Here is a 21431-nt window from a genome sequence, read left to right on the forward strand (position 1 = left end):
ACTAAATCATGAAAATTCGTCTAAAAATATGATCTGAAATGAACTTATGCTTTCTGTAAGGGGGTGGTATCATTTTACATATATTAGGGGGTGATGAGATGCTGAATCCTTTTGGCCTTCGTTTTCCAGTAGGTGTGTATATGTATGTTCTTCACCTATTGGCGGCATATGATGAAAGGAAGCAACGAATTCTAACTTCTAAGAATGTACAGAAAAACGCATTTTGGATTTATGTCCTTGCCGCTATATTGGGCATTATTTCACTTGGAGCATTGATTTGGGCATGCAAGACATTTGGACAGGGCTCGAAATTTTTAGGAGAGTTCAAATTATTAGGCATGTACGTTAAAATCCAGTGTGGTTATTAACAGGGATGAGAACAGATGCAAGGTCATCTGTTCTATCTGAATCAAACGGAGGGATATGATGCTGACATTACAATTAAAAGAAAAAACATATAGCCGCACCTTCTCTCTCCGCAATATTCAAATAAGTGTCGAGAAAGGGCAGATGCTACTGCTTTTGGGGCATAATGGTGCGGGAAAGACAACGATGATCCAATCCATGTTTGGGCTGACGCCATTTATAGGATGCGTCACTTTACATGGTAAACAGCTGAACCTTCAATCCTCAGAACATATCTCCTTATTGAAAAAACATGTTTCCTATATTCCTGATGACCATTCGTTGTTCGATTATTTATCGCCGAGGGAATACTTTCAATTACTTCAGCTGCCAAATGAGCAAGATGTCACACGGGAAGAGACGTTTATTGATCTGTTTGAGCTGGGGTCGTATATGGATCAGCCTATCGCTCAGCTGTCTCATGGCAATCAAAAGAAAACGCAGATCATTTCCCAGCTCCTCAGGCCATGTGATTATTATGTGTTTGATGAGCCAACGAACGGACTTGATCCAGATATGATGATCATCTTAAAAAAGGTGCTCATGAAGCTGAGAGAGCAAGGCGCTGGCATTCTCATTTCAACCCATCATTTGAGTTTTGGTGATACGCTTTATGACCATCTCATGATCTTGAGAAATGGTGACGTCAAGCTGGATATGTCCCGCCAAGAAACGAATCAGACATTTCCTCATCAGGCACTTGAAGAGATTTATAAAGAAGTGAATCGAGATTACTATATGCAGGTGGAGAGGTTACTCAATGATCTGGACACGACACGTTCTTCATAAAATAGAATGGGGGATGCTGACAGCAAAAGGAAAACAGCTTGCAAAAAAGTACCCTATACAGCTTCTCGCAGCCGTGGCTTTTTTCTTGCTCATGTATGCGATATACGTCGTTATCAGCCTGCGCTTTTTCATGCAGGCAGGAGAAAGCGAGCCTGCTGCTCTATACCTCCAATTGATGAAAATGACGCTTTTACTTTTAAGCGTAGGCATTGTGTTATCCCGCAATAAATTAAAGCGCCAGGAATATCAATTCTACTTTTTGAATAGTGCGATACAAAGTGTGCCATTTGTCCTTTGTGTATATTTCTTTCCGATGCTCTTTTGTTTCCTCGTGGTTGGACTGCTTTTTTTACCGATTGTATTAGGCCTTTTGATCAGCGGTGTTACGCCATCTCTGTATTGGATAACGGTTGTGTGCATGACTTGCTGTGTACTGGCGCTGCTTGCGCTTGCTTCTTGGGTGTTAATGCGGATTGCTGTGAGCCATTTCATATCAAAAACAAAAGAGCATTTGCTGCTGCAAACGCTTGGCTTTGCGGTGCTGAATCTATTGGTGTTTCTCCTTTTGCAAAAAGCAATGGAGATGATCCGCGTATGGCCACCAGTCTATCTCATATTTCTAATGATCCTTTTAAGCGCAGGCTGGCTATGGCTGAAGGGGGTAGCGGCTTCTTATGTCCATTGGATGTTTTTGCAGCTGAAAACAGAGGTGAAGTCGTTTTCTTATAAGAAAATCAGAACGAAATCTTCCTTTCTGACGCACCTGCGGCAGGAATTGGTCTATTTCAGCCGTTCATCTGTTTTTAAAGAACAGGGCATTTTGTTTTTATTTCTCGTTTGTTTGACGGCGGGGCTGCCTTTTGTTTTTACACCGGTAGAAATCGGCTGGCTGTATGCCTTTATCGTGCAGTATGCGTTAAAGGAAATATTGATCATGCTTCCGCTGATGATTGGCAGAGAATATCATATGAATCAAAGGGCCATCTTTATGTTAAATACATCAAAGGGCGCTTATTTGTTGTCGAGAATTTTATTTTATTACGCTATTAATTTGTTGATATATTTTGTGTTTATTGGGTTTGCATCTATAGTGATAGGCATTGAAAGTGAAGGCCACGTCCTTGCAAGTTTGTCCATTTTGTTGATCACTGCCATGGCGGCCTGTACCGGATTTATCGTGAAGATCAGTGAGTTTAATAAACTGTTTGTCATCGTAATGATGATTGCTGTATTCAGCTTCATCGATATGCTTTTATTGAAGTGGCTTTCAACAGATGTGTATCTTCTCGCCACCGTCTATCTGTTAGGTTCACTTGCATTTTTTAGCTGTATATATGCGGTCATGTTAAAGAGGCCTGTCTTGCGATGATAGAGCTTGTGTGTAGTTTCCTAGCGGTTGTGCTGATACATGAACTTGGTCATATGATGATGGTGTTGGTATGTAACAAAATTGAAAAAAGACCGCTCTTTGATTTTGTGATAACGATTGATTGGAAGCATGTGGCGGTCGTCCATGAGAAATTTGTCCGGCCGAGCTTCAATATGATGGTGGCACTTGCAGGCCCGCTCTTTCCGGTGCTTTGTTCGATTGTGCTTTTTATGATATGGAAACATCCGGTAAGTCATCAACTGCTGTTTTTTTCTTTACTAAATACGGTGATGCTGCATCCAGCTTGCCCAGACGGGAAAAATATCACAGCCAGTTTAAAAGAGATGAAGGAGAGAAAGAGATGATTAAAGTATTTCATTCGTTTTCCAGCGGTTTAACACTTGCGATGCTGTATGTGTTTGCTGTGTTTATGACCCCTGTTTTTTTACTGCTGCTAGAGGTCAATCATGTTGAATCAAGTCCATCAATGTTTGGCATGCCATTTTATATCATGAAAATTGAAGAGTATCAATTCAGTTCAGAGGCGACGCTCTTTGGATGTGTGGTCTGCTTTTTAGCTGGCGCCGTGCTCTATTTTTTCATTCAATATGTGAAGCATGTGGTGAAAAAGCGTAGAACATAAAAAAAGCAGACGGAACAAAACATCAGTCTGCTTGCAAAGTGAGTGAGAGCCGTACCATATCCATACACTGAATGCCATTTTCAAAAATCGGTTCATCATAATGCTTAAGAAAGAAATCGTGGTCAATAGATGTCATGCGGAAGCCGCATTTCTGATAAAGTGCTAGCTGCTGGATACTCGAGTTACCTGTGCCGATTTCAATCGTGTGAAAGCCGGAGGCTTTCGCTTCAGCAATGGCATGGCGGATCAGCTGCTTTCCAATTCCTTTTCCTTGCCATGATTCCTTCACGGCGACGTTGATAATTTCGACTGTCTGCTGAGACAGAGATAAAAGCACATAGATACCAATCACGTCCTGTTCATGATAAGCGGCATAACAAGAACCGGATTGCACATATTCAAGTACCTTTTCCTTTGAAGGATCAGCTAAGAGTAAAAGATCCATAGGGACAGAATGATCACCTGACAATGGCCGAATTTGTATCATGTTTTTCATCCTTTCTATTCTTTAATATATCCTTGTTTCACACCCCAATCATATTGATCCTGTACCCATTGTGAGGGATGATTGTGGGTGACATTTGGGTCTTTTTTGACAGTTGTTTTCCTTGGAGTCTGTGAAGTCTGCTTATTCGCTTGAGCAGTGGCTTTCGCTGCTGTCAGCTCTTTTTGAAGCTGGTCGATTTTTGCCTCAAGCGCTTTACGCTGTTGGACTTCTTTTTGATAGGCTTTCTTTTCTTTTTTGAGCTTTTTCGTGATGGTAGACAGTTTCTTTTTTTGATCTTCGTTTTTATGCTTCATATCTGCTTGATTTGATTTTAACTTCGAAAGCTGCTCAGTGTTCGTTTTGCTTTCTTGCTGATGTTTTTCCTCTGCTGCTTTGATGGACTGCTGCTGCCAAACAATCCAGCCGGCTGCTCCTAAAACCACAGCACATAAAAGGATGATGGTGATCGTTTCTTCATGTGTCATTCCCCTTTCTTTAAACCTTTATTATCATCGGTTAAATATATACAGGTTTTAACATCCTAAGGGAATATTCACATCAGATTGGCAGACACTATGAAAAAAGGAGGGTGTCTGTTGATTTCCTTTATGATTCATGTCGTGGTCTCATTATTTGCTGTATCAAACCCTATTGGAAACGTGCCTCTTTTTATCACCTTAACTGAAGGATATACAGAGAAAGAACGCTCCCAAACAGCCAAAAAAGCCATTGTGGTCTCTTTCATTATTTTGGTTGCCTTTCTATTGGCAGGGAGGCTCATTTTCAAATTGTTTGGGATCGATATTCATGCACTCCGCATCGCCGGAGGTATTTTCATTTTTGGTATCGCTTACAATTTGCTGAATGCAAAGGAGTCACATGTCCAAAACCCTCATTCTGAGGAAAAGGCAGAAAGCAAAGAAAAGGCTGATGTATCTGTTACGCCGCTTGCGATCCCGATCATCGCTGGTCCCGGTACAATCGCTACAGTGATGAGCTTAACCCCGGGAAGTCAAGTGATGCTTCACATGTTTGCGATTTTAATCGGCATTGTCATCGTACTGGCGATGACCTTTTATGCTTTTCATTATTCAAGTTTCATTATGCGAAAAATGGGGAAAACAGAGATGAATGTCGTGACGCGCTTAATGGGATTAATTCTTGCTGTAGTGGCAGTTGAAATGATTGGTGCGGGCTTAAAAGGGATGTTTCCGATGTTTATGTCATAAGTGTATATAAAAAAGCTGTTTTTTTCTACAATGATGTAAAATAAAACAGCTTTTTTTAAGGTTTCGGCACATGCTTAAATACTTCTTCACTCTCAAAGAATTCAATTAAGCGGCTAATCCAATCATAGTAATCAAGACTTTCCTTGATTTCTGAAAGAAGCAGATTGATTTTATCCTCTGTCTCTTCTGGCAGGTCGTCCTGTTCAAGCAATTCCAGCAATTCCTTGCACGTTTTCTTATGTGCTTTGCGGTTTTTGCTGACAACTCGGGACCAATTGGCTGCAAACAAGGAAATAAACGTTTGGTATTGATCTTGCTCAACGTCATAAAGATCTTTACGTATTCCTTTTTCATAAACCTTTTCCGCAATATTCAAATCGAGCATTTCTCGAACGACTTGACTCATTCTCGTTTTGCTCATGCCTGTCGCCTCTGATAGCTCTCCAAGCGTCATTGGTTTACGGTTCATGTGAATGATACCAAGCACTCTACCTACTGTAGAAGAAAGACCAAAGGCATTCATGTTCTCGGCAGCTTTTTCAATATAATGATCCTGTGCTTTTTGAATGGCGCCTAACGCTTGCTTGTCCACTCCCCGATTCATCCCTTCACGACTGACAATTTGTAACACAATATATCATATACCTGTTTGTTGATGAAAACAATAAATATTGAGTATTTGCTCGTAATTTGGAGGAAAAAGGAGAGATCTCTATCTAGCAGGACGTTAACTGAAAATTTTAAATAAATGTTATGCAATACAAACACATCATAAACTTTTTATTTTATAAAGTTTGCACTATAATAAATAAGGTGTAAATTTTCTGAAAATATTAATCCGACTAATGGAGGTGTCTCATTTGCTGAAACTAGAGAATGTATCTAAGACGTATAAAGGCGGAAAAAAAGCTGTCAAAAATATTGATTTAGAAATAGCAAAAGGAGAATTTATTTGTTTTATTGGACCTAGTGGCTGTGGTAAGACAACAACCATGAAGATGATCAACCGACTCATCGAACCTTCCTCAGGAAACATCTTCATCGAGGGAGAAAATATTATGAAAAAAGATCCAGTTCAATTAAGAAGAGAAATTGGCTATGTGATTCAGCAAATTGGACTGTTCCCCCATATGACCATCGCACAAAACATTTCACTTGTTCCAAAGCTGTTAAAATGGCCGGAAGAAAAACGAAAAGAACGGGCACGTGAACTGCTGAAGCTTGTCGACATGGGACCAGAATATTTAGAACGCTACCCTCATGAACTCAGCGGAGGACAGCAGCAGCGCATCGGTGTTCTTCGCGCACTAGCAGCGGAACCCCCTCTGATCCTCATGGATGAACCATTCGGAGCACTTGATCCAATCACACGAGATTCATTGCAGGAAGAATTTAAGAAACTGCAAAAAACGTTAAATAAAACCATCGTATTCGTCACACATGACATGGACGAAGCCATTAAACTAGCTGATCGAATTGTGATTTTAAAAGATGGAGAGATTGTTCAAGTAGGTACGCCTGACGATATTCTGCGGAACCCTGCCAATGAATTCGTAGAAGAATTCATTGGAAAAGAACGTCTGCTTCAATCAAATCCGAACATGGAACGTGTAGAACAAATGATGAACACGTCACCAGTCACCATTACAGTTGAAAAAACATTAACAGATGCCATCTACATCATGAGAGAAAAGCGGGTCGATTCCTTGCTTGTAGTAGATGAACATCATGTGCTAAAAGGCTATATCGACATTGAAACAATCGATGCGAACCGCAGAAAAGCAGCTTTCGTTGGTGATATTTTAAATACAGAGTTCTATACCGTACAAGAAGGCGCACTTCTAAGAGACACTGTCCGGAAAATCTTAATACGCGGCATTAAATATGTACCGGTTGTGGATGCAGAAGGGCACTTAAAAGGCATTGTGACACGTGCAAGTCTTGTAGATGTTGTGTACGACTCCATTTGGGGAGACGATACGCCGGCGGCTGTCACTGAAATGAATTAAGGGAGGTGTACACATGGATCAAATCATCGACTTTCTAGAGAAAAATGGTGGGGAACTCCTCACAAAAATGTGGGAGCATTTATATATTTCCTTAATTGCTGTTGTGCTTGGTATTATCGTTGCCGTTCCTTTAGGTGTGGTTCTCACACGAATGAAACGAGGCGCAGGCTTTATCATCGGTATCGTGAATATCTTTCAAACACTCCCTAGTTTGGCGATTCTTGCCTTTTTTATTCCTATTTTGGGGGTTGGGAAAATACCTGCAATCGTTGCTCTCTTTTTCTATTCGGTTTTACCTATTTTAAGAAATACGTATGCCGGGGTCCAAGGTGTGAACAAAAACTTGCTTGAATCCGGTAAAGGAATCGGGATGACAACATGGGAACAAATTCGTCTTGTTGAACTCCCGCTTGCTGTACCGGTCATTATGGCAGGTGTCAGAACGTCAACGATTTATTTGATTGGCTGGACAACACTTGCAGCCTTTATCGGTGGAGGCGGTCTAGGTGACTACATTTTGATTGGACTTCAGCTGTATCAGCCTGAATTTATTATTGCGGGTGCGATCCCAGTCACGATTTTAGCAGTCATCATCGACCTATCATTAATGAAGCTGGAGAAAAAAGTAACACCAGAAGGCTTAAAAGGATTGAAGGAAGTTTCATAAGGAGTTGGCTTATGTGAAGAATCGAAAAACAAAATGGATCAGTGCACTGCTTGCCGGATGCTTGCTATTGATAAGCGGCTGTTCACTTCCTGGACTAGCCGGCTCCTCAGGGGGCACGCTGCGAATCGGAGCACAAAACTTTACCGAATCAGAAATTATGGCCTATATGGTTGGCGATATGATTGAACATTACACAGATAAAAAGACGACCATTGTGAAAAACCTAGGTTCCAACACTGTGCAGCAGAAAGCAATGGAAAACGGAGACGTTGACATCTCTGCCACAAGATATTCAGGCACGGATTTAACAAGTACGCTTGGAATGGATGCAGAAAAAGACCCAGAGCGTGCGATGGAGATCGTCCAAAAAGAATTTAAGAAACGATATGATTACAAATGGTTTGATTCTTATGGATTTGATAATACGTATGCCTTTGCCGTGACGCAGAAGATGGCGAAGAAAAACAAGATAGAAACGGTTTCTGATTTAAAAAAGAATGCGAACAATTACCGTTTTGGTGTCGATAACGTATGGCTCAAAAAGAAAGGCGACGGCTATGAAGGATTTGTGAAAACATACGGAATAAAATTTGGCAGCACATATCCGATGCAAATTGGTTTAGTCTATGATGCATTAAAAAATGAAAAAATGGATATTGTGCTTGCCTATTCTACAGATGGACGAATCAAGGCCTATAACCTTAAAATCTTAAAAGATGATAAGCGGTTCTTCCCGCCTTACGATGCATCGCCAGTAGTCCCGGAGAAAGTTTTAAAAGAAAATCCAGGGCTTAATAAGGTAATCAACAGGCTGATCGGAAAAATCGATACAGAACAAATGCAAGAGCTGAACTACCAAGTCGACGGCGAGCTTCAAGAACCAGCAACCGTTGCAAAGAATTTCCTGAAAAAGCACAATTACTTTGAGTAAGATGGGGAGGTGTCACGGCTGATGGACACACTGCAGCAATTATGGACGTATTATCAGCAGAACGGGTCATATGTGTTAGAAGAATTTTATCGGCATTTTCTCATGTCGGCATATGGGGTGTTGTTTGCGGCGATTGTCGGGATTCCAGTAGGCATCTTTGTGGCGCATTACCGCAAGCTGAGCAATTGGGTCTTCGCCATTACCAACGTCATTCAAACGATACCGGCATTAGCGATGCTTTCCGTGTTGATGCTTGTATTAGGACTTGGCGCAAATACAGTCATCCTATCACTCTTTCTGTATTCGCTTCTGCCGATCGTCCGAAACACATACACAGGCATTGTCAGCATTGAACATGCCTATTTAGAATCAGGTAAAGCGATGGGCATGACGAAATGGCAAGTGCTGAGAATGGTTGAATTACCGCTTGCTTTATCAGTCATTATGGCAGGTTTAAGAACCGCACTGGTCATCGCCATCGGTATTACAGCGATTGGAACATTTGTGGGCGCGGGAGGTCTTGGTGATATCATCATCAGAGGATCAAACGCCACAAACGGAACAGCCATCATTTTAGCAGGTGCGATTCCAACTGCACTCATGGCTATCGTTGCTGACCTTGTCATGGGCTGGCTCGAACGCTATTTAAGCCCGACAAACAAGAAAAAAGAAAGAAAAGCGTTAGCTGAAAAAAACATCACATCTGCTTAAGCGGTTGAAAAGACAAAACCTCCCTTACATCTGTAAGGGAGGTTGTTTTATGATGATCAGGCAGTTCACATGCATGTATTTTATGATTCAAGCGTGATCCATTCAGAGGACCACTTCGCAATTTCTTCAAAAACGGGTGCAAGTGAACGCCCCATATCTGTTAAAGAATACTCAATGCGCACGGGTGTTTCAGCAAAAACCTCCCGTTTTACAATACCTGCTGCCTCCAGCTCTTTTAATCTCTCAGATAATACTCTACCGCTTAAATTTGTCAGGGCTGCCTCAATTTCACTAAAGCGCTGCTGACCTGAGAGAAGCTGAAAAACAATCAGTGCCACCCAGCGTTTGCTCAATAACTCAACTGCTTTTTCAAACCGCGGGCACATGTCAGATTGATTCATCTTCCTTCACTCCAATCTGAACCCATTATACCGTAAATCTGTCATAAATCGGCGTAAAAAGCTTGTTAATGATGAAAACATTTATGAGGATGATCGGCTGTTTAACATAAATAACAAATAGCGGTTGAGGTCCTCTATTTCTTTTTTCGAAAGGGTCGACCATATGTCACCATCAAATATTTCGAGATCATCAAGTTCATATTTCGCTGCGGCTTCCTTTATTTTGGATAAAGCCAGATCCTCTTCCTTGATCTGATGGACAGGAGAGACTTCCTCAATATAGCCCGCAGCCTGCATCATGTCTTCATAAGGTACCTTTAACGCACCAGCTAGCTTTTTAATCGTAGGAGGTTTCGGAATGCCGCGTTTCCCGTTTTCAATACGAGAAATACCGGCAGCGCTGACCTCAGAATACATCGCTAATTGGTTCACTGACAGCTTCTTTTCTTCACGTAATGCTCTTAAATATGCACCAAAGTTCATCAACGCAAAACCTCACATGGTTATAGATTCGATATGTCTATTTTACTTGATTTGTTGACTATTGGCAATAAGCATACCATGAAAATATTGACATTAGTTAATGGTGGATGTACATTAGGTTTATGCCCCGCTATTTGTTCGCCTTTTTTTGGTTGATGAGCGTGAGAAAGTATTCATTCAGCTGGCTGATGTCTTGTGCGGAGAGCCTTTCCCATTTGTCCCCGTCAAAAATGGGAAGATGTTCTACATCCTTTTGAAGCGCCGTTTGATAGATTTTTAACATGGACTCATATTTCGGTTTCATTTCATGAACTTGTTCCTGTTCAATATGACCGGCAAGCAGCATTAAATCCTCATAAGGCACCTTCAAGGCGTGTGCTAATTTTTTTATGGTTAAAGGCTTTGGCACACCGCGCTTTCCATTTTCAATACGAGAAATACCAGCAGCGCTTACACCTGAATACATGGCAAGTTGATTGACCGACATTTTTCTATTTTCTCTTAAAATGCGTAATTGTTCACCAAAGTGATTCATGACATCGAACCTCACATTTCAGTATATGACTTATTTTAGTATGATCATTGACCAAAGGGAATAGCGGAGGGGTAAAAGTGTTGACATAAGTTAATGGATCTGCTTGATGTGAGAGCCTTACATGTTGTACATATTGATTCCATAGGAGGTTGTAATGATGGTCGAAAAGATTCAGATCAGGCGGGCTTTTGTCATGCAGTATATGATCGAGAACGATATGTCTTTAAATCAGCTCGCTGATGAAATTGGCATCTCTCCTGCCACTCTTAGCAGGGTATTAAATGGTCACCGGAAACCAGGACAGCTTGTCATTGGCAAAATGATTCATTACTTTGATAAAAAATTTGAAGATCTATTTTACTATGAAAATGTTGACAAAAGTCAATGATTGATATCATCATCAAGGAGGAAATGTCATTGAAAAGGACTGGGATGGTCAGACACATTGATTCTCTCGGCAGAATTGTTCTGCCGTCAGAAATGCGCAAGGTACTCAATATTAAAGAAGAGCAGCTGTTAGAAATTTTCATTGAAGATCAAACCATTATGCTGAAAAAATATGATGCAGATAAGAGCTGCCTGCTAACGGGACAAGTGACGAAGTACAACAAAAGCTATGGAAATGGAAGCGTGATGCTGAGTCCTGAAGGAGCTGAACGTTTGTTAGAAGAATTAAAACAGCTATTGAAGGAAGAAGCAACTCATTAAAAATGAGTTTTTAACCGAAAAATTGCATATAAAAATGCTGCAGCCAGCACTTTGGAACGAAATTGTATCAAAATAACGAATCAAGTCGACAATATATAGGAAATCTTTATTTTGATGTTTCGTGACATGCACCTTGTTTTCATGTAAAATAAAGTTATGTGTACCAGTTTGTCTGGAGGTGTTTTCATGCACGCATTTGTTATCACATTACTCGTAATTGTCAGTATCGCACTTATCATCGTTGTATTACTACAATCAAGTAAAAGTGCTGGACTGTCAGGCGCTATTTCAGGTGGAGCCGAGCAGCTTTTCGGTAAACAAAAAGCGAGAGGCCTTGACTTGATTCTTCACCGATTAACGGTTATTTTGTCAGTGCTTTTCTTCATCTTAACACTTGCATTGGCATATTTAGGCGTGTAAAGCGCGAGTAACAGAAGGTCTGATCTTTTTTCAGACCTTTTTTTATTATCAGCACTCTTTTGTGTTTGTTTCATACATACAAGTGGAAAATATAAACCATATCAGAAGGAAAGGAAGTCACATCATGAAAGTTGTTACACCAAAACCATTTACGTTTAAAGGTGGAGAAAAGGCGGTGCTTCTTCTTCACGGTTTTACTGGGAATACAGCCGATGTTCGAATGCTTGGTCGTTATTTGAACGAAAGAGGATATACATGCCATGCACCTCAATATAAAGGTCACGGTGTGCCGCCAGAAGAGCTTGTTCATACAGGCCCGTCTGACTGGTGGAAAGATGTAGAAGAAGGCTATCAATTCTTAAAAGATGAGGGCTATGAGGAGATTGCGGTTTGCGGACTATCCCTCGGAGGAGTTTTTTCATTGAAATTAGGTTACACTGTACCTGTAAAGGGAATTGTACCTATGTGTGCACCTATGTACATAAAAAGTGAAGAAGTCATGTACCAGGGTGTACTAGATTATGCCCGTAACTATAAGAAATTTGAGGGTAAGTCAGAGAATCAAATTGAACAAGAAATGGAAGCGTTCAAGAAGACACCAATGGATACTCTCAAGAGCCTGCAAGAACTGATTGCAGATGTCAGAAACAATGTCGACATGATCTATTCACCTACTTTTGTTGTGCAGGCACGTCACGATCATATGATTAATACAGACAGTGCGAATATCATTTATAACGAAGTAGAGACAGATGATAAGCATCTGAAATGGTATGAAGAATCAGGCCATGTCATCACGCTTGATAAAGAGCGGGAGAAGGTTCATCAGGATGTCTATGCATTCTTAGAATCACTTGATTGGTCAATTTAAATATATAGGGGGTTAGAGTGTGCAAAAAGAAGAATTTATGGATGAATTACTCGCTTTTATGAAAGAAGAAGCGTATAAACCGTTAACAGTTCAAGAGCTGGAAGTCATGATGGAGATTACCAATCCTGATGATTATAAAGAGCTCGTCAAAGCACTTGTGACGCTGGAAGATCAAGGACTCATCGTTCGCACGCGCAGCGACCGTTACGGTGTACCAGAAAAAATGAATTTAGTAAAAGGAAAGCTGTCTGCTCATGCAAAAGGATTTGCATTTGTGACGCCAGAAGAGTTTGGACAGGATGATATTTTCATTCCCCCAAATGAGTTAGGCACAGCGATGAATGGCGATACTGTCATGGTTCGTGTCAGCCACAAATCAAACGGCACGAAAAAAGAAGGAACTGTCATCCGCATTCTGGAGCGTAATACTCAGACGGTTGTCGGTACCTATACTGAAACGAAAAGCTTTGGCTTTGTCATTCCTGATGATAAAAAAATCACAAACGATATCTTCATTCCGAAATCCGCTAAAAACGGAGCGGTCGAAGGTCATAAAGTCGTTGTGACGCTGACAAGCTACCCTGAAGGAAGAATGAGTGCAGAGGGCGAAGTGACTGAAATTCTTGGTCATAAAAATGACCCTGGCATTGATATTTTGTCGATCATTCATAAGCACGGTCTGCCAGGTGAATTCCCAGAAGAAGCGCTTCAGCAGGCAGCGGACACACCGGAAACGATTGATGAAAAGGACCTTGAAGGCAGACGTGATCTGCGCAATGAAACGATCGTGACAATTGACGGTGCAGATGCGAAGGACTTAGATGATGCCGTAACTGTGCAAAAGCTGGAGGATGGCAAATATAAGCTCGGCGTGCACATTGCAGACGTTTCTCATTATGTCACAGAGAATTCGCCGATTGATCAGGAAGCTTATGAACGTGGAACGAGTGTGTATCTCGTCGATCGCGTCATTCCGATGATTCCGCATCGTTTGTCAAACGGTATTTGTTCATTGAATCCCAAGGTCGATCGTCTCACCCTGTCTTGTGAAATGGTCATTGATCGTAACGGGAAAGTCGTCAAACACGAGATTTTCCAAAGTGTGATCAAAACGACAGAGAGAATGACCTATACCGATGTAAATAAGATTTTAGTCGACCAAGACGAAGAGCTTCTAAACAAATATGAGCCGCTTGTTCCGATGTTCCAAGAGATGGAGAAGCTTGCAGAGATTCTACGTGACAAACGAATGGAGCGCGGAGCTGTAGACTTTGATTTCAAGGAAGCAAAAGTACTTGTAGATGATGAAGGAGCAGCGAAAGACGTTGTCATTCGTGAGCGTTCCGTTGCAGAGAAATTAATTGAAGAATTCATGCTTGTTGCAAACGAAACGGTTGCAGAGCATTTCCACTGGATGAATGTTCCGTTCATTTACCGAATTCACGAAGAACCAAATCCTGAGAAACTTCAGCGCTTTTTAGAGTTCGTGACGACGTTTGGTTACATTGTAAAAGGAACGTCAACGAATATTCACCCGCGCGCACTTCAAAGTGTCCTCGATGCTGTCAGGGATCAACCAGAAGAAGTCGTCATTCAAACTGTGATGCTTCGCTCTATGAAACAGGCGAAGTATGATCCAGAAAGCATTGGCCATTTTGGATTATCAACGGAATTCTATACACATTTCACATCACCGATCCGACGTTACCCGGATTTAATCGTGCATAGACTGATTAGAACCTATTTGATTCAGAAAAAGACAGATGAAGCGACCTTAGAAAAGTGGGGCCAGCTGCTGCCTGAAATCGCAGATCATGCATCTACGATGGAGCGCCGCTCAGTCGATGCAGAGCGTGAAACAGATGATCTGAAGAAGGCAGAGTTTATGCTAGATAAAATCGGTGAAGAGTTTGATGGCATGATTAGTTCCGTGACGAACTTCGGACTATTCGTTGAACTGCCAAATACGATAGAAGGTCTTGTCCATGTCAGCTACATGACTGACGACTATTATCGCTTTGATGAGCAGCACTTTGCCATGATCGGTGAACGGACAGGAAATGTCTACCGTATCGGTGATGAAATCACTGTCAAAGTCGTGAATGTCAATAAAGATGAGCACTCGATTGATTTTGAAATCGTCGGTATGAAGGGCACTCGCCGTAAATCACCAAAAGATTTCAAGTTCAAAAAACGGACAGATCCACCAGCGAAAAAAGGGCGTGGAGGTCAAAAAGCCTCTGGGGAAAAAGGCAAAGAGGATAAAAGCGGAAGTGACTGGTTCACAAGCCGTAAGAAGAAGAAAAAGAAAAAACGTGTATTTGAAAACGCACCGAAACAAAAACGGAAAAAGAAAAAGTAACGTGCCAAAAAGCAAATAGGGCATCACGCTCTATTTGCTTTTTGACCACATGGCGTCAGCATTGTCGAAAGGTGGATTGTTTGATAAAATAATCCGTACGATTTGGACCGTGTCTGTGTCAAAAGGAGGGTGTACGCCAATGCCAAAGGGAGAGGGAAAGGTTGTTTCCCAAAACAAAAAAGCAAATCATGATTACTTTATAGAAGAAACTTACGAAGCCGGCCTTGTATTACAAGGAACTGAAATCAAATCGATTCGTGCTGGAAAAGTGAATTTAAAAGATTCCTTTGCCAAAATCGAGCGAGGAGAAGTGTTTCTTCACAACATGCACGTGAGCCCATACGAACAGGGGAACCGTTATAACCATGATCCGCTGAGAACAAGAAAGCTGCTGCTTCATCGCAAGCAAATCAGCAAATTGATTGGTGCGACAAAGGAAGAAGGCTACTCACTTGTGCCTCTGAAACTATATTTGAAAAATGGCTTTGCCAAAGTGTTAATTGGAATTGGGAAAGGGAAGAAGAAATACGATAAACGTGAAGATCTGAAGAAAAAAGATGCAAAACGTGAAATCGAACGTGCCTTCCGCGATCGTCAAAAGCAATTCTAGCCTGAGCAGATGGCTTGCTGAGAGCGGAAGCATTATGCTACAATATGTTATGCAGAAAACAATCATCGCTGTTTTGACAGAAACCACCAGTTGTTTCGAGCGATGAGATTGTTATAATAGTTATATACGGAAGCAGTGAAGCTGAACTTCCATCCCGTATATCCCTTTTACAAGGGGACGTTACGGATTCGACAGGGATGGTTCGAGCTTAGGCTGCGAGCCGAGAGGCGATCTCGTTAACACGCACTTAAATGTAACTGGCAAAACTAAAAGTTTTAACCAAAACTTAGCACTAGCTGCCTAATAAGCGCAGCGAGCTCTTCCTGACATCGCCTATGTGTCTGTGAGGAGCCCAATGAAGTAGGCTACGCTTACGTTTCCGTCTGAGGACGTAAGAAGAGATCCATCAGACTAGCTCTCCAAGCGCCCGTCAGCAGGCATGAGGATGAGTGAACACGTAAATATGTTGACTACGCTCGTAGACGCTTAAGTAATCGATGTCTCTGGACGTGGGTTCGACTCCCACCGTCTCCATCAAAACTTTTAGAATGCAGTCGTATCAAGGGTTTGAAAGCTCTTGATGCGTGACTGGCAACATGAAAATTGAGATTAAATACAAGAAGACGCTATTGATAGCGTCTTTTTTTATGCTTTTTATAATTTTTTAACAGAAAAGCCAAATGAGGATCTATTTACTAATAAATTGAATGAATAGCTAAATATAACTACTATTTAACCGATGAAATGTAGGAATGTTACACCATATACAAGTGGCAATTTCATTAAATTTAAAGCTTGAAAATAACAGCAGGAATGCAGAAGGAGTTTATCTTAGTGAACAAAGTAAAGACTAAATCACTATTCGCAACGATGATCATGCTTGCTGTGCTGATGGTATTCGGTACAGCGTGCAGCAACCAAAAAGCAGAAAAAGAATATGCCGAGTGGTATGAGAACTACAGAAGTGATATCGAAGACACAATGCTCGTGTTTGCTAAAAAGATGGTGGCCATTGATGCAGGTAATGATGAATGGCTTGGATCTGTCGAGAAGTCACTTTTTGATGTACAAAAAGTCATTGATGAGGGTAATGAAAAGAAAAACGTTCCTGGTGCTTATAAAAAAGCACATGAGTATTTGCTAAAAGCAAACAAAGGATATCAATATGCCGTAGAAGAAACACCGAAAGCACTTGAAAATCTTGATCTTGAATCATTGGATAACATTTCGAAAAGTCTCGACAAAGCATACGATCAAACAGCCAAAGCCGATGACGAAGTAGAAAAAGTCTCAAAGGATAAGGAGTAATTCACACATGAAGACAAATAAAAGGACAATGATTTCAGTATTTCTTCTAGTATTTACATTGATGATGAGCACAGCATGCGGTAAAAATGAAGCAGCAAACGGTTCATCGTCAAATAAAACGCCGGCAAAACAAGAAAAAATTGAAAAGATGACCGATAAAGAATATGCTGCATGGTATAAGGGGTATTTAAAACGTTTTGAAGATAGAATTATGCCTTTCTTTTTTTCATTAGTTCCAATGGATAATGTTTATGATAAAGAATGGGCTAGTGAACTTGAGAAGAAAATTGATAGCCTGCGAGAATTACTTAGCGAAGCCAAAGAAAACGAAAACAAAGTTCCTGATACGTATAAAAAAGTAAATAGTTACTTAGTAAAAACAGATGACAAATTAGAACCGGTTTTCAAAGATATCATAAAGGTTACAAAGCAAGATAAGGTCGTTGATGATGATTTGAATTTCATAGATTCTAGAATGAAGAAAGCATTAGAAGAGATGGTTCTTGCAAAAACAGAAGTTAGTAAAATTGAAGATGAGAAAGCTAAAGATACACCAAAAGACAAATCAAAATCTTGATTTTAAAAAATGATGCTGGAACTTTTTAAGGGAGATACACCGAACTTGGATCACAACAGAAAAAGAGATGCCATATCTGGCATCTCTTTTCTTATGTACCCTTTCTCATAGAAGACACCACCAACCGAACAAACAAAGGAAATACGACAACCACCGCAAACATCATCAAAAATTCATCTGACACAAGTTCCACAAATGTTGTCTGAATCACATAAATCGCAATCAGCAGCAAGTAACTGATCAAAAATAATAATCCAGAACTTCTCTTTTCAAACGGTTTTTCCAAAAGAATCAGCATAAACAGCCCCATCATGATGATCCAAAAAGTCATATGCCTTTCGAGTCTCCTCTCCATTGATCCCCACATTGTACATATATTTTTCTGGGCGCAACATACTTCTCCCTCAAATTAAGCAAAAAGTAGTGAAAATATAAGGGGGCACGAACAGGTAACGCCTGAAATTTTACAAAAAACCTCCAACCAATTCAAAATCACATCTTCCCATTTGAGACTTCCTCATATATAGTAAGATTAGACTAGTTCTAAATGACTGAAATTGGGGCGTTTACATGGATTCGATTGTTTTACATTTTATTGTGATCATGAGTGTTTCTGGCATTCTGTCCGTGATATTATCAATCATTGCTCATGCAAACCGCCATCGGTATATTGGCTGTCAATTGTTTATGTACATGTCTGGAGCAACTGCGATTTATATCTTTGGGCATACGTTTGAATTATTGGCTCGTACCCCTGGAGAAATCATGTTCTGGGTTTGTTTTCAATACATAGGTCTTCCGTTTATCGCACCGCTCAGTCTGCTGATTGTGCTGCAATTTACGGGATTCCATCAATATTTCACAAAGCGCCGCGTGCTTCTCATCTTATTGATTCCAACTCTCACAACCATTTTGGTGTTCACCAACTCTTTACATTCGCTCTTTTATCGAGACATCACGATAAATCCAGTAGATGGTTTTTTATTGGCTGATTTTACGATTGGCTATTGGTATATCATCCATGGCGTTTATACGTTTGGCTGTTCGATGCTCGCTATTTTTATGCTGGTTTGGTTTTTACGTGTCACAAAAAAAGAATATTTAAAGCAGATTCTGATACTGTTAGTGGGAATGTTATTACCCATTATGACTTCTTTTATCTATTTATTAGGCGTCACTCCTTTTCATATTGATCCGGTCCCTGTGGTGATGTTTCTGACTAACGCACTCTATTTATGGGCGATTATGTCGTTCCAGCTCTTTAAAATCTCTCCCATTGCAATGGAGCGTGTGTTTGAGCATATGTCTGAAGGGGTTCTGATTTTAGATCGATATCGGACACTCATTGATTACAACCCCGCTGCAGCATCGATCATTCCGACACTTGCGAATAAAAAGGGAATTGGCTATAAAGTCGACGATATTTTCTCTGGAATCATCAAAGATTCAGCGTTCATTCAGTGGCTGCGCTCTCCGCAGGATCATTCGCAATATGATCTAATGTGGAAAAAGGAAAAAGACCAGTCCTGCTATTATCACCTGACCGCTTCGTCTCTATTTAATAAAAGAGGAGAGATCGAGGGCAGGCAAATAGTGATCAGTGATGTAACAGAGCAGCGTTTGCTGCAGGAAGAGCTGGAACGTCGTGCGTATATCGATGGTTTGACGAATATTTTCAATCGTTCTTCTTTCATCGAACGAACGCAGCTGATTTTGGAAGAGGATGCGCAGGATACGGCGGTTATGCTGTTTGATATTGATTTCTTTAAACAAATTAATGACACACACGGACATCATATTGGGGACGAAGCGCTGCGTCATGTTGTTGCTATTTGTCAGCAGCATTTACAAATGGATGATTTATTTGGACGATACGGGGGAGAAGAGTTTGCCATTTGTCTGCCGCATCAGTCATTTAAAGAGGCCTGTCATATTGCGGAACAAATCAGACATTCGTTTGAAACAAGTTTCTTTCAGAATGATGAGGAAAAAGTGCGAGTGACAGCGAGCTTTGGAATTGCTCATACAGCCAATGATCCTTGTGTACTGGAAACGCTTCTATTTGAAGCAGATCAGGCCTTGTATATGTCAAAACGCCAAGGACGGAACCGGATTTATGCATCAACTGGAAAGGGTCATGTGCTGTATCAAGAGCAGGATCTCCCGAATTGACTGTTGTCCCGACATTCGATATGATAAACATAACATTTGAACGGTTTCCTAAAGGGGAGTAGCTTTTACGGTCTGGTCGTCATTACAGAAACATTCGTTGTTTCTCGGCCATTCCGGCATGAACAATGTTAGCCAGACCTTTGCCTATCACACATGAGGCAAAGGTCTGGCTATTTTTAAGGTCTTTTTGCATCTGTGTGATAGAGAAGCGGAACAAATGATGCTTTTAATCCTACAGATGAAAGGATGATCGATCTTGAAAAAATATGTGCTGGCTTTCCTATTTTCCGGAACGCTTGTATTAAGCGGGTGCTCCGGCTTGCTTGATCAGGTCAACGATACAACGACATATGTCACTGAGGCAAATGACTATGTGACAGACATTCAGCAATTTACAGAGGACTTTCCAAAACTCGCTGAAGAAGCTGTGCAAAATGCCGCCAAAAAAGCAGAATTAACGCAGCAGCTTGAATCATTGAAGGCAGATATTCAAGATTTTAATGAAGTCACAGCGCCAAAAATGGCAGAAGACCTGCATGCACAAATCATTGAAAAAAATAAAGTGCTGTCAGAGGAAATCCAAACGTATTTACAGCAATTGAAAGCAGGCGATATCGATGCTGCCTCCATACTGGAGGATCAGCAGGGATTGATGAAACAGCTTCAACAATCCGTCAATCTTTTGCAGGATATCGAACAATTAACAAATTAGGACAAACATAGCTTTATATGCCGCATATCTTTGCCTTTTCCGGTGGAGATATGCTTTAATTTAAGTAATGACAAGTCATAATAGAAAAAAGGTGATCACACATGACAGAACATGAAGAACGACATATGGCTTCGCCAAGAGCCGAGAAGGAAAAAGATCAATTGATCAATCGTTTGAAACGAGTGGAAGGACAAGTTCGCGGGATTCAGCAAATGATTGAAAACGATCGTTACTGTATAGATGTTGTGAATCAAATTTCCGCAGTCAATGCGGCTTTGAAAAAAGTCAGTCTGCATTTGATGGAAAAGCATACACATCATTGCGTAGCAGATGCTATCAAGAGCGGCAATGGGGATGAAGCCATTGAAGAGTTAATGACGGTCTTTACGAAACTGACAAAATCGTAGCATTTATGTTTACATTGATACCCTACTAGGGTATAGTAAGTTGTAGAAAATGATTGATGGAGGCGATGAGAAGTGGAACAAGCAACACTTCAAGTGCAGGGCATGTCTTGTGGACATTGCGTGAAAGCAGTCGAAGGAAATGTAGGAGAATTAGCAGGTGTTGAATCTGTGAAAGTCCATTTAGACAAAGGACAGGTGGAGGTTTCATTTCACCCGGATCAAGTCACATTACACCGTATCTCTGATGTGATTGAAGAACAGGGATATGATGTCGTATAAATGAACATACGTGCTGCATGACAGCACGTCTCAGCGTGTAGACAAACCCTTGCATTCGTTGTCAGTCCTGCGTGCCGGTGCTCACGAATGTCAAATTCGCTCCGCGCCGGTACTCGTCCTTTCTAGACTGCAAAGGTTTTCTATCACGCTGAAAAGAAGGAAGACAAAGGGGTAAAATAAAGATCATTTTAACCCTTTGTCACAATCTGATACGTCTCCAGAAATGGAGAAACGTCTTTCTTATACCGTTCCTTTGGCAAATCCTTTTGACATGAATGGATAAAGCAAAATACCTACTAAGAATAGACCGATTCCAAGACCAAAAGTTTTCAAGTCGGCTGTTCCT

At 40.9% G+C, this 21431-nt stretch carries 29 protein-coding genes and 1 other RNA gene; 23 read left to right on the forward strand and 7 right to left on the reverse strand.

Annotated elements, in window-relative coordinates:
- Positions 1 to 98: 98 nt before the first annotated feature.
- Genes AMR95_RS03490 through AMR95_RS03510 form a run of 5 tightly spaced genes read left to right on the forward strand, consistent with a single transcriptional unit; the run spans position 99 to position 3206 of the window.
- Positions 99 to 368, forward strand: coding sequence for a hypothetical protein (locus AMR95_RS03490; protein WP_058837604.1), 270 nt, complete (start codon positions 99 to 101; stop codon positions 366 to 368).
- Positions 369 to 426: 58 nt separating this feature from the next.
- Positions 427 to 1194, forward strand: coding sequence for an ATP-binding cassette domain-containing protein (locus AMR95_RS03495; protein WP_047202985.1), 768 nt, complete (start codon positions 427 to 429; stop codon positions 1192 to 1194).
- Positions 1166 to 2563 carry a hypothetical protein gene (locus tag AMR95_RS03500; protein WP_058837605.1) on the forward strand — a complete coding sequence of 466 codons (1398 nt, stop codon included), beginning with the start codon at positions 1166 to 1168 and terminating at the stop codon, positions 2561 to 2563. Before AMR95_RS03495 ends, AMR95_RS03500 begins: the two co-directional genes overlap by 29 nt.
- A complete protein-coding gene (locus AMR95_RS03505; RefSeq protein ID WP_058837606.1) occupies positions 2560 to 2928 on the forward strand; it encodes a hypothetical protein in 369 nt (122 codons plus the stop codon). Before AMR95_RS03500 ends, AMR95_RS03505 begins: the two co-directional genes overlap by 4 nt.
- Positions 2925 to 3206 carry a hypothetical protein gene (locus AMR95_RS03510; RefSeq protein WP_039181498.1) on the forward strand — a complete coding sequence of 94 codons (282 nt, stop codon included), beginning with the start codon at positions 2925 to 2927 and terminating at the stop codon, positions 3204 to 3206. The genes AMR95_RS03505 and AMR95_RS03510 overlap by 4 nt, the downstream gene beginning before the upstream one ends.
- Before the next feature lie 22 nt (positions 3207 to 3228).
- Here AMR95_RS03510 and AMR95_RS03515 read toward each other — a convergent pair whose 3' ends face one another.
- Positions 3229 to 3693 carry a GNAT family N-acetyltransferase gene (locus tag AMR95_RS03515; RefSeq protein ID WP_058837607.1) on the reverse strand — a complete coding sequence of 155 codons (465 nt, stop codon included), beginning with the start codon at positions 3691 to 3693 and terminating at the stop codon, positions 3229 to 3231.
- A 14-nt stretch (positions 3694 to 3707) separates the two neighbouring features.
- Positions 3708 to 4178, reverse strand: a complete 471-nt coding sequence (locus AMR95_RS03520) for a hypothetical protein (protein WP_058837608.1) — start codon at positions 4176 to 4178, stop codon at positions 3708 to 3710.
- 111 nt (positions 4179 to 4289) lie between these two features.
- Between AMR95_RS03520 and AMR95_RS03525 the strand changes: the two genes are divergently transcribed.
- A complete protein-coding gene (locus AMR95_RS03525; RefSeq protein WP_058837609.1) occupies positions 4290 to 4922 on the forward strand; it encodes a MarC family protein in 633 nt (210 codons plus the stop codon).
- Between the two features lie 55 nt (positions 4923 to 4977).
- On the opposite strand, the gene AMR95_RS03530 is transcribed toward AMR95_RS03525, so the two are convergent.
- Positions 4978 to 5514 carry a GbsR/MarR family transcriptional regulator gene (locus tag AMR95_RS03530; protein WP_024426065.1) on the reverse strand — a complete coding sequence of 179 codons (537 nt, stop codon included), beginning with the start codon at positions 5512 to 5514 and terminating at the stop codon, positions 4978 to 4980.
- Between the two features lie 268 nt (positions 5515 to 5782).
- On the opposite strand from AMR95_RS03530, the gene AMR95_RS03535 reads away from it, so the two are divergent.
- From AMR95_RS03535 to AMR95_RS03550, 4 genes are read left to right on the forward strand one after another with little or no spacing between them, the layout of a single operon-like run.
- Positions 5783 to 6931 (forward strand): betaine/proline/choline family ABC transporter ATP-binding protein, encoded by a 1149-nt coding sequence (locus tag AMR95_RS03535; RefSeq protein WP_039181485.1) that lies wholly within the window; start codon positions 5783 to 5785, stop codon positions 6929 to 6931.
- 13 nt (positions 6932 to 6944) lie between these two features.
- Positions 6945 to 7598 carry an ABC transporter permease gene (locus AMR95_RS03540; protein ID WP_025094045.1) on the forward strand — a complete coding sequence of 218 codons (654 nt, stop codon included), beginning with the start codon at positions 6945 to 6947 and terminating at the stop codon, positions 7596 to 7598.
- A 13-nt stretch (positions 7599 to 7611) separates the two neighbouring features.
- Positions 7612 to 8529: an osmoprotectant ABC transporter substrate-binding protein gene (locus tag AMR95_RS03545; protein WP_058837610.1), complete on the forward strand. Its 918-nt coding sequence runs from the start codon at positions 7612 to 7614 to the stop codon at positions 8527 to 8529.
- Positions 8530 to 8550: 21 nt separating this feature from the next.
- Entirely contained in the window at positions 8551 to 9240 is a 690-nt protein-coding gene (locus AMR95_RS03550) for an ABC transporter permease (RefSeq protein WP_058837611.1), read from the forward strand.
- 80 nt (positions 9241 to 9320) lie between these two features.
- Here AMR95_RS03550 and AMR95_RS03555 read toward each other — a convergent pair whose 3' ends face one another.
- The 3 genes from AMR95_RS03555 to AMR95_RS03565 all read right to left on the reverse strand — a co-directional run bounded on the left by AMR95_RS03555 (position 9321) and on the right by AMR95_RS03565 (position 10659).
- Positions 9321 to 9641, reverse strand: a complete 321-nt coding sequence (locus tag AMR95_RS03555) for a winged helix-turn-helix transcriptional regulator (protein WP_024423485.1) — start codon at positions 9639 to 9641, stop codon at positions 9321 to 9323.
- A gap of 81 nt (positions 9642 to 9722) precedes the next feature.
- On the reverse strand, positions 9723 to 10124 hold the full coding sequence (locus tag AMR95_RS03560; protein ID WP_039181476.1) for a helix-turn-helix domain-containing protein: 402 nt from the start codon (positions 10122 to 10124) through the stop codon (positions 9723 to 9725).
- 130 nt (positions 10125 to 10254) lie between these two features.
- The gene (locus AMR95_RS03565; protein WP_034660010.1) at positions 10255 to 10659 is read right to left on the reverse strand and encodes a helix-turn-helix domain-containing protein; all 405 of its coding nucleotides are present in this window, start codon (positions 10657 to 10659) and stop codon (positions 10255 to 10257) included.
- Between the two features lie 154 nt (positions 10660 to 10813).
- Here AMR95_RS03565 and AMR95_RS03570 point away from each other — a divergent pair, with 154 nt between their 5' ends.
- From AMR95_RS03570 to AMR95_RS03605, 9 genes are all read left to right on the forward strand, one after another.
- Complete coding sequence (locus AMR95_RS03570; RefSeq protein ID WP_024719830.1) at positions 10814 to 11047, forward strand: helix-turn-helix domain-containing protein; 234 nt, start codon at positions 10814 to 10816, stop codon at positions 11045 to 11047.
- 29 nt (positions 11048 to 11076) lie between these two features.
- Positions 11077 to 11367, forward strand: a complete 291-nt coding sequence (locus AMR95_RS03575; RefSeq protein WP_039181465.1) for an AbrB/MazE/SpoVT family DNA-binding domain-containing protein — start codon at positions 11077 to 11079, stop codon at positions 11365 to 11367.
- Positions 11368 to 11553: 186 nt separating this feature from the next.
- Positions 11554 to 11787, forward strand: coding sequence for a preprotein translocase subunit SecG (gene secG, locus AMR95_RS03580; protein ID WP_003212746.1), 234 nt, complete (start codon positions 11554 to 11556; stop codon positions 11785 to 11787).
- Between the two features lie 124 nt (positions 11788 to 11911).
- Entirely contained in the window at positions 11912 to 12658 is a 747-nt protein-coding gene (locus AMR95_RS03585; RefSeq protein ID WP_058837612.1) for an alpha/beta hydrolase, read from the forward strand.
- 19 nt (positions 12659 to 12677) lie between these two features.
- Positions 12678 to 15020, forward strand: coding sequence for a ribonuclease R (rnr, locus tag AMR95_RS03590; protein WP_058837613.1), 2343 nt, complete (start codon positions 12678 to 12680; stop codon positions 15018 to 15020).
- A gap of 139 nt (positions 15021 to 15159) precedes the next feature.
- A complete protein-coding gene (smpB, locus tag AMR95_RS03595; protein ID WP_012011279.1) occupies positions 15160 to 15630 on the forward strand; it encodes an SsrA-binding protein SmpB in 471 nt (156 codons plus the stop codon).
- Between the two features lie 173 nt (positions 15631 to 15803).
- Positions 15804 to 16167, forward strand: a transfer-messenger RNA (tmRNA) gene (gene ssrA, locus AMR95_RS18725).
- A 297-nt stretch (positions 16168 to 16464) separates the two neighbouring features.
- The gene (locus tag AMR95_RS03600) at positions 16465 to 16938 is read left to right on the forward strand and encodes a hypothetical protein (RefSeq protein WP_039181448.1); all 474 of its coding nucleotides are present in this window, start codon (positions 16465 to 16467) and stop codon (positions 16936 to 16938) included.
- A gap of 7 nt (positions 16939 to 16945) precedes the next feature.
- Positions 16946 to 17515 carry a hypothetical protein gene (locus tag AMR95_RS03605; protein WP_039181445.1) on the forward strand — a complete coding sequence of 190 codons (570 nt, stop codon included), beginning with the start codon at positions 16946 to 16948 and terminating at the stop codon, positions 17513 to 17515.
- Between the two features lie 91 nt (positions 17516 to 17606).
- Here the strand turns inward: AMR95_RS03605 and AMR95_RS03610 are convergent, their stop codons facing one another.
- Positions 17607 to 17846, reverse strand: coding sequence for a hypothetical protein (locus tag AMR95_RS03610; protein ID WP_058837614.1), 240 nt, complete (start codon positions 17844 to 17846; stop codon positions 17607 to 17609).
- A gap of 239 nt (positions 17847 to 18085) precedes the next feature.
- Between AMR95_RS03610 and AMR95_RS03615 the strand changes: the two genes are divergently transcribed.
- From AMR95_RS03615 to copZ, 4 genes are all read left to right on the forward strand, one after another.
- Positions 18086 to 19687: a histidine kinase N-terminal 7TM domain-containing diguanylate cyclase gene (locus tag AMR95_RS03615; protein WP_047202777.1), complete on the forward strand. Its 1602-nt coding sequence runs from the start codon at positions 18086 to 18088 to the stop codon at positions 19685 to 19687.
- A 256-nt stretch (positions 19688 to 19943) separates the two neighbouring features.
- On the forward strand, positions 19944 to 20399 hold the full coding sequence (locus AMR95_RS03620; protein WP_058837615.1) for a DUF6376 family protein: 456 nt from the start codon (positions 19944 to 19946) through the stop codon (positions 20397 to 20399).
- 101 nt (positions 20400 to 20500) lie between these two features.
- The gene (locus tag AMR95_RS03625; RefSeq protein WP_012011272.1) at positions 20501 to 20806 is read left to right on the forward strand and encodes a metal-sensing transcriptional repressor; all 306 of its coding nucleotides are present in this window, start codon (positions 20501 to 20503) and stop codon (positions 20804 to 20806) included.
- Between the two features lie 72 nt (positions 20807 to 20878).
- On the forward strand, positions 20879 to 21085 hold the full coding sequence (copZ, locus tag AMR95_RS03630; RefSeq protein WP_024423475.1) for a copper chaperone CopZ: 207 nt from the start codon (positions 20879 to 20881) through the stop codon (positions 21083 to 21085).
- Positions 21086 to 21431: the final 346 nt, after the last annotated feature.

Source organism: Bacillus sp. G1(2015b) (assembly GCF_001482475.1).
Taxonomy (GTDB): domain Bacteria; phylum Bacillota; class Bacilli; order Bacillales; family Bacillaceae; genus Bacillus; species Bacillus safensis.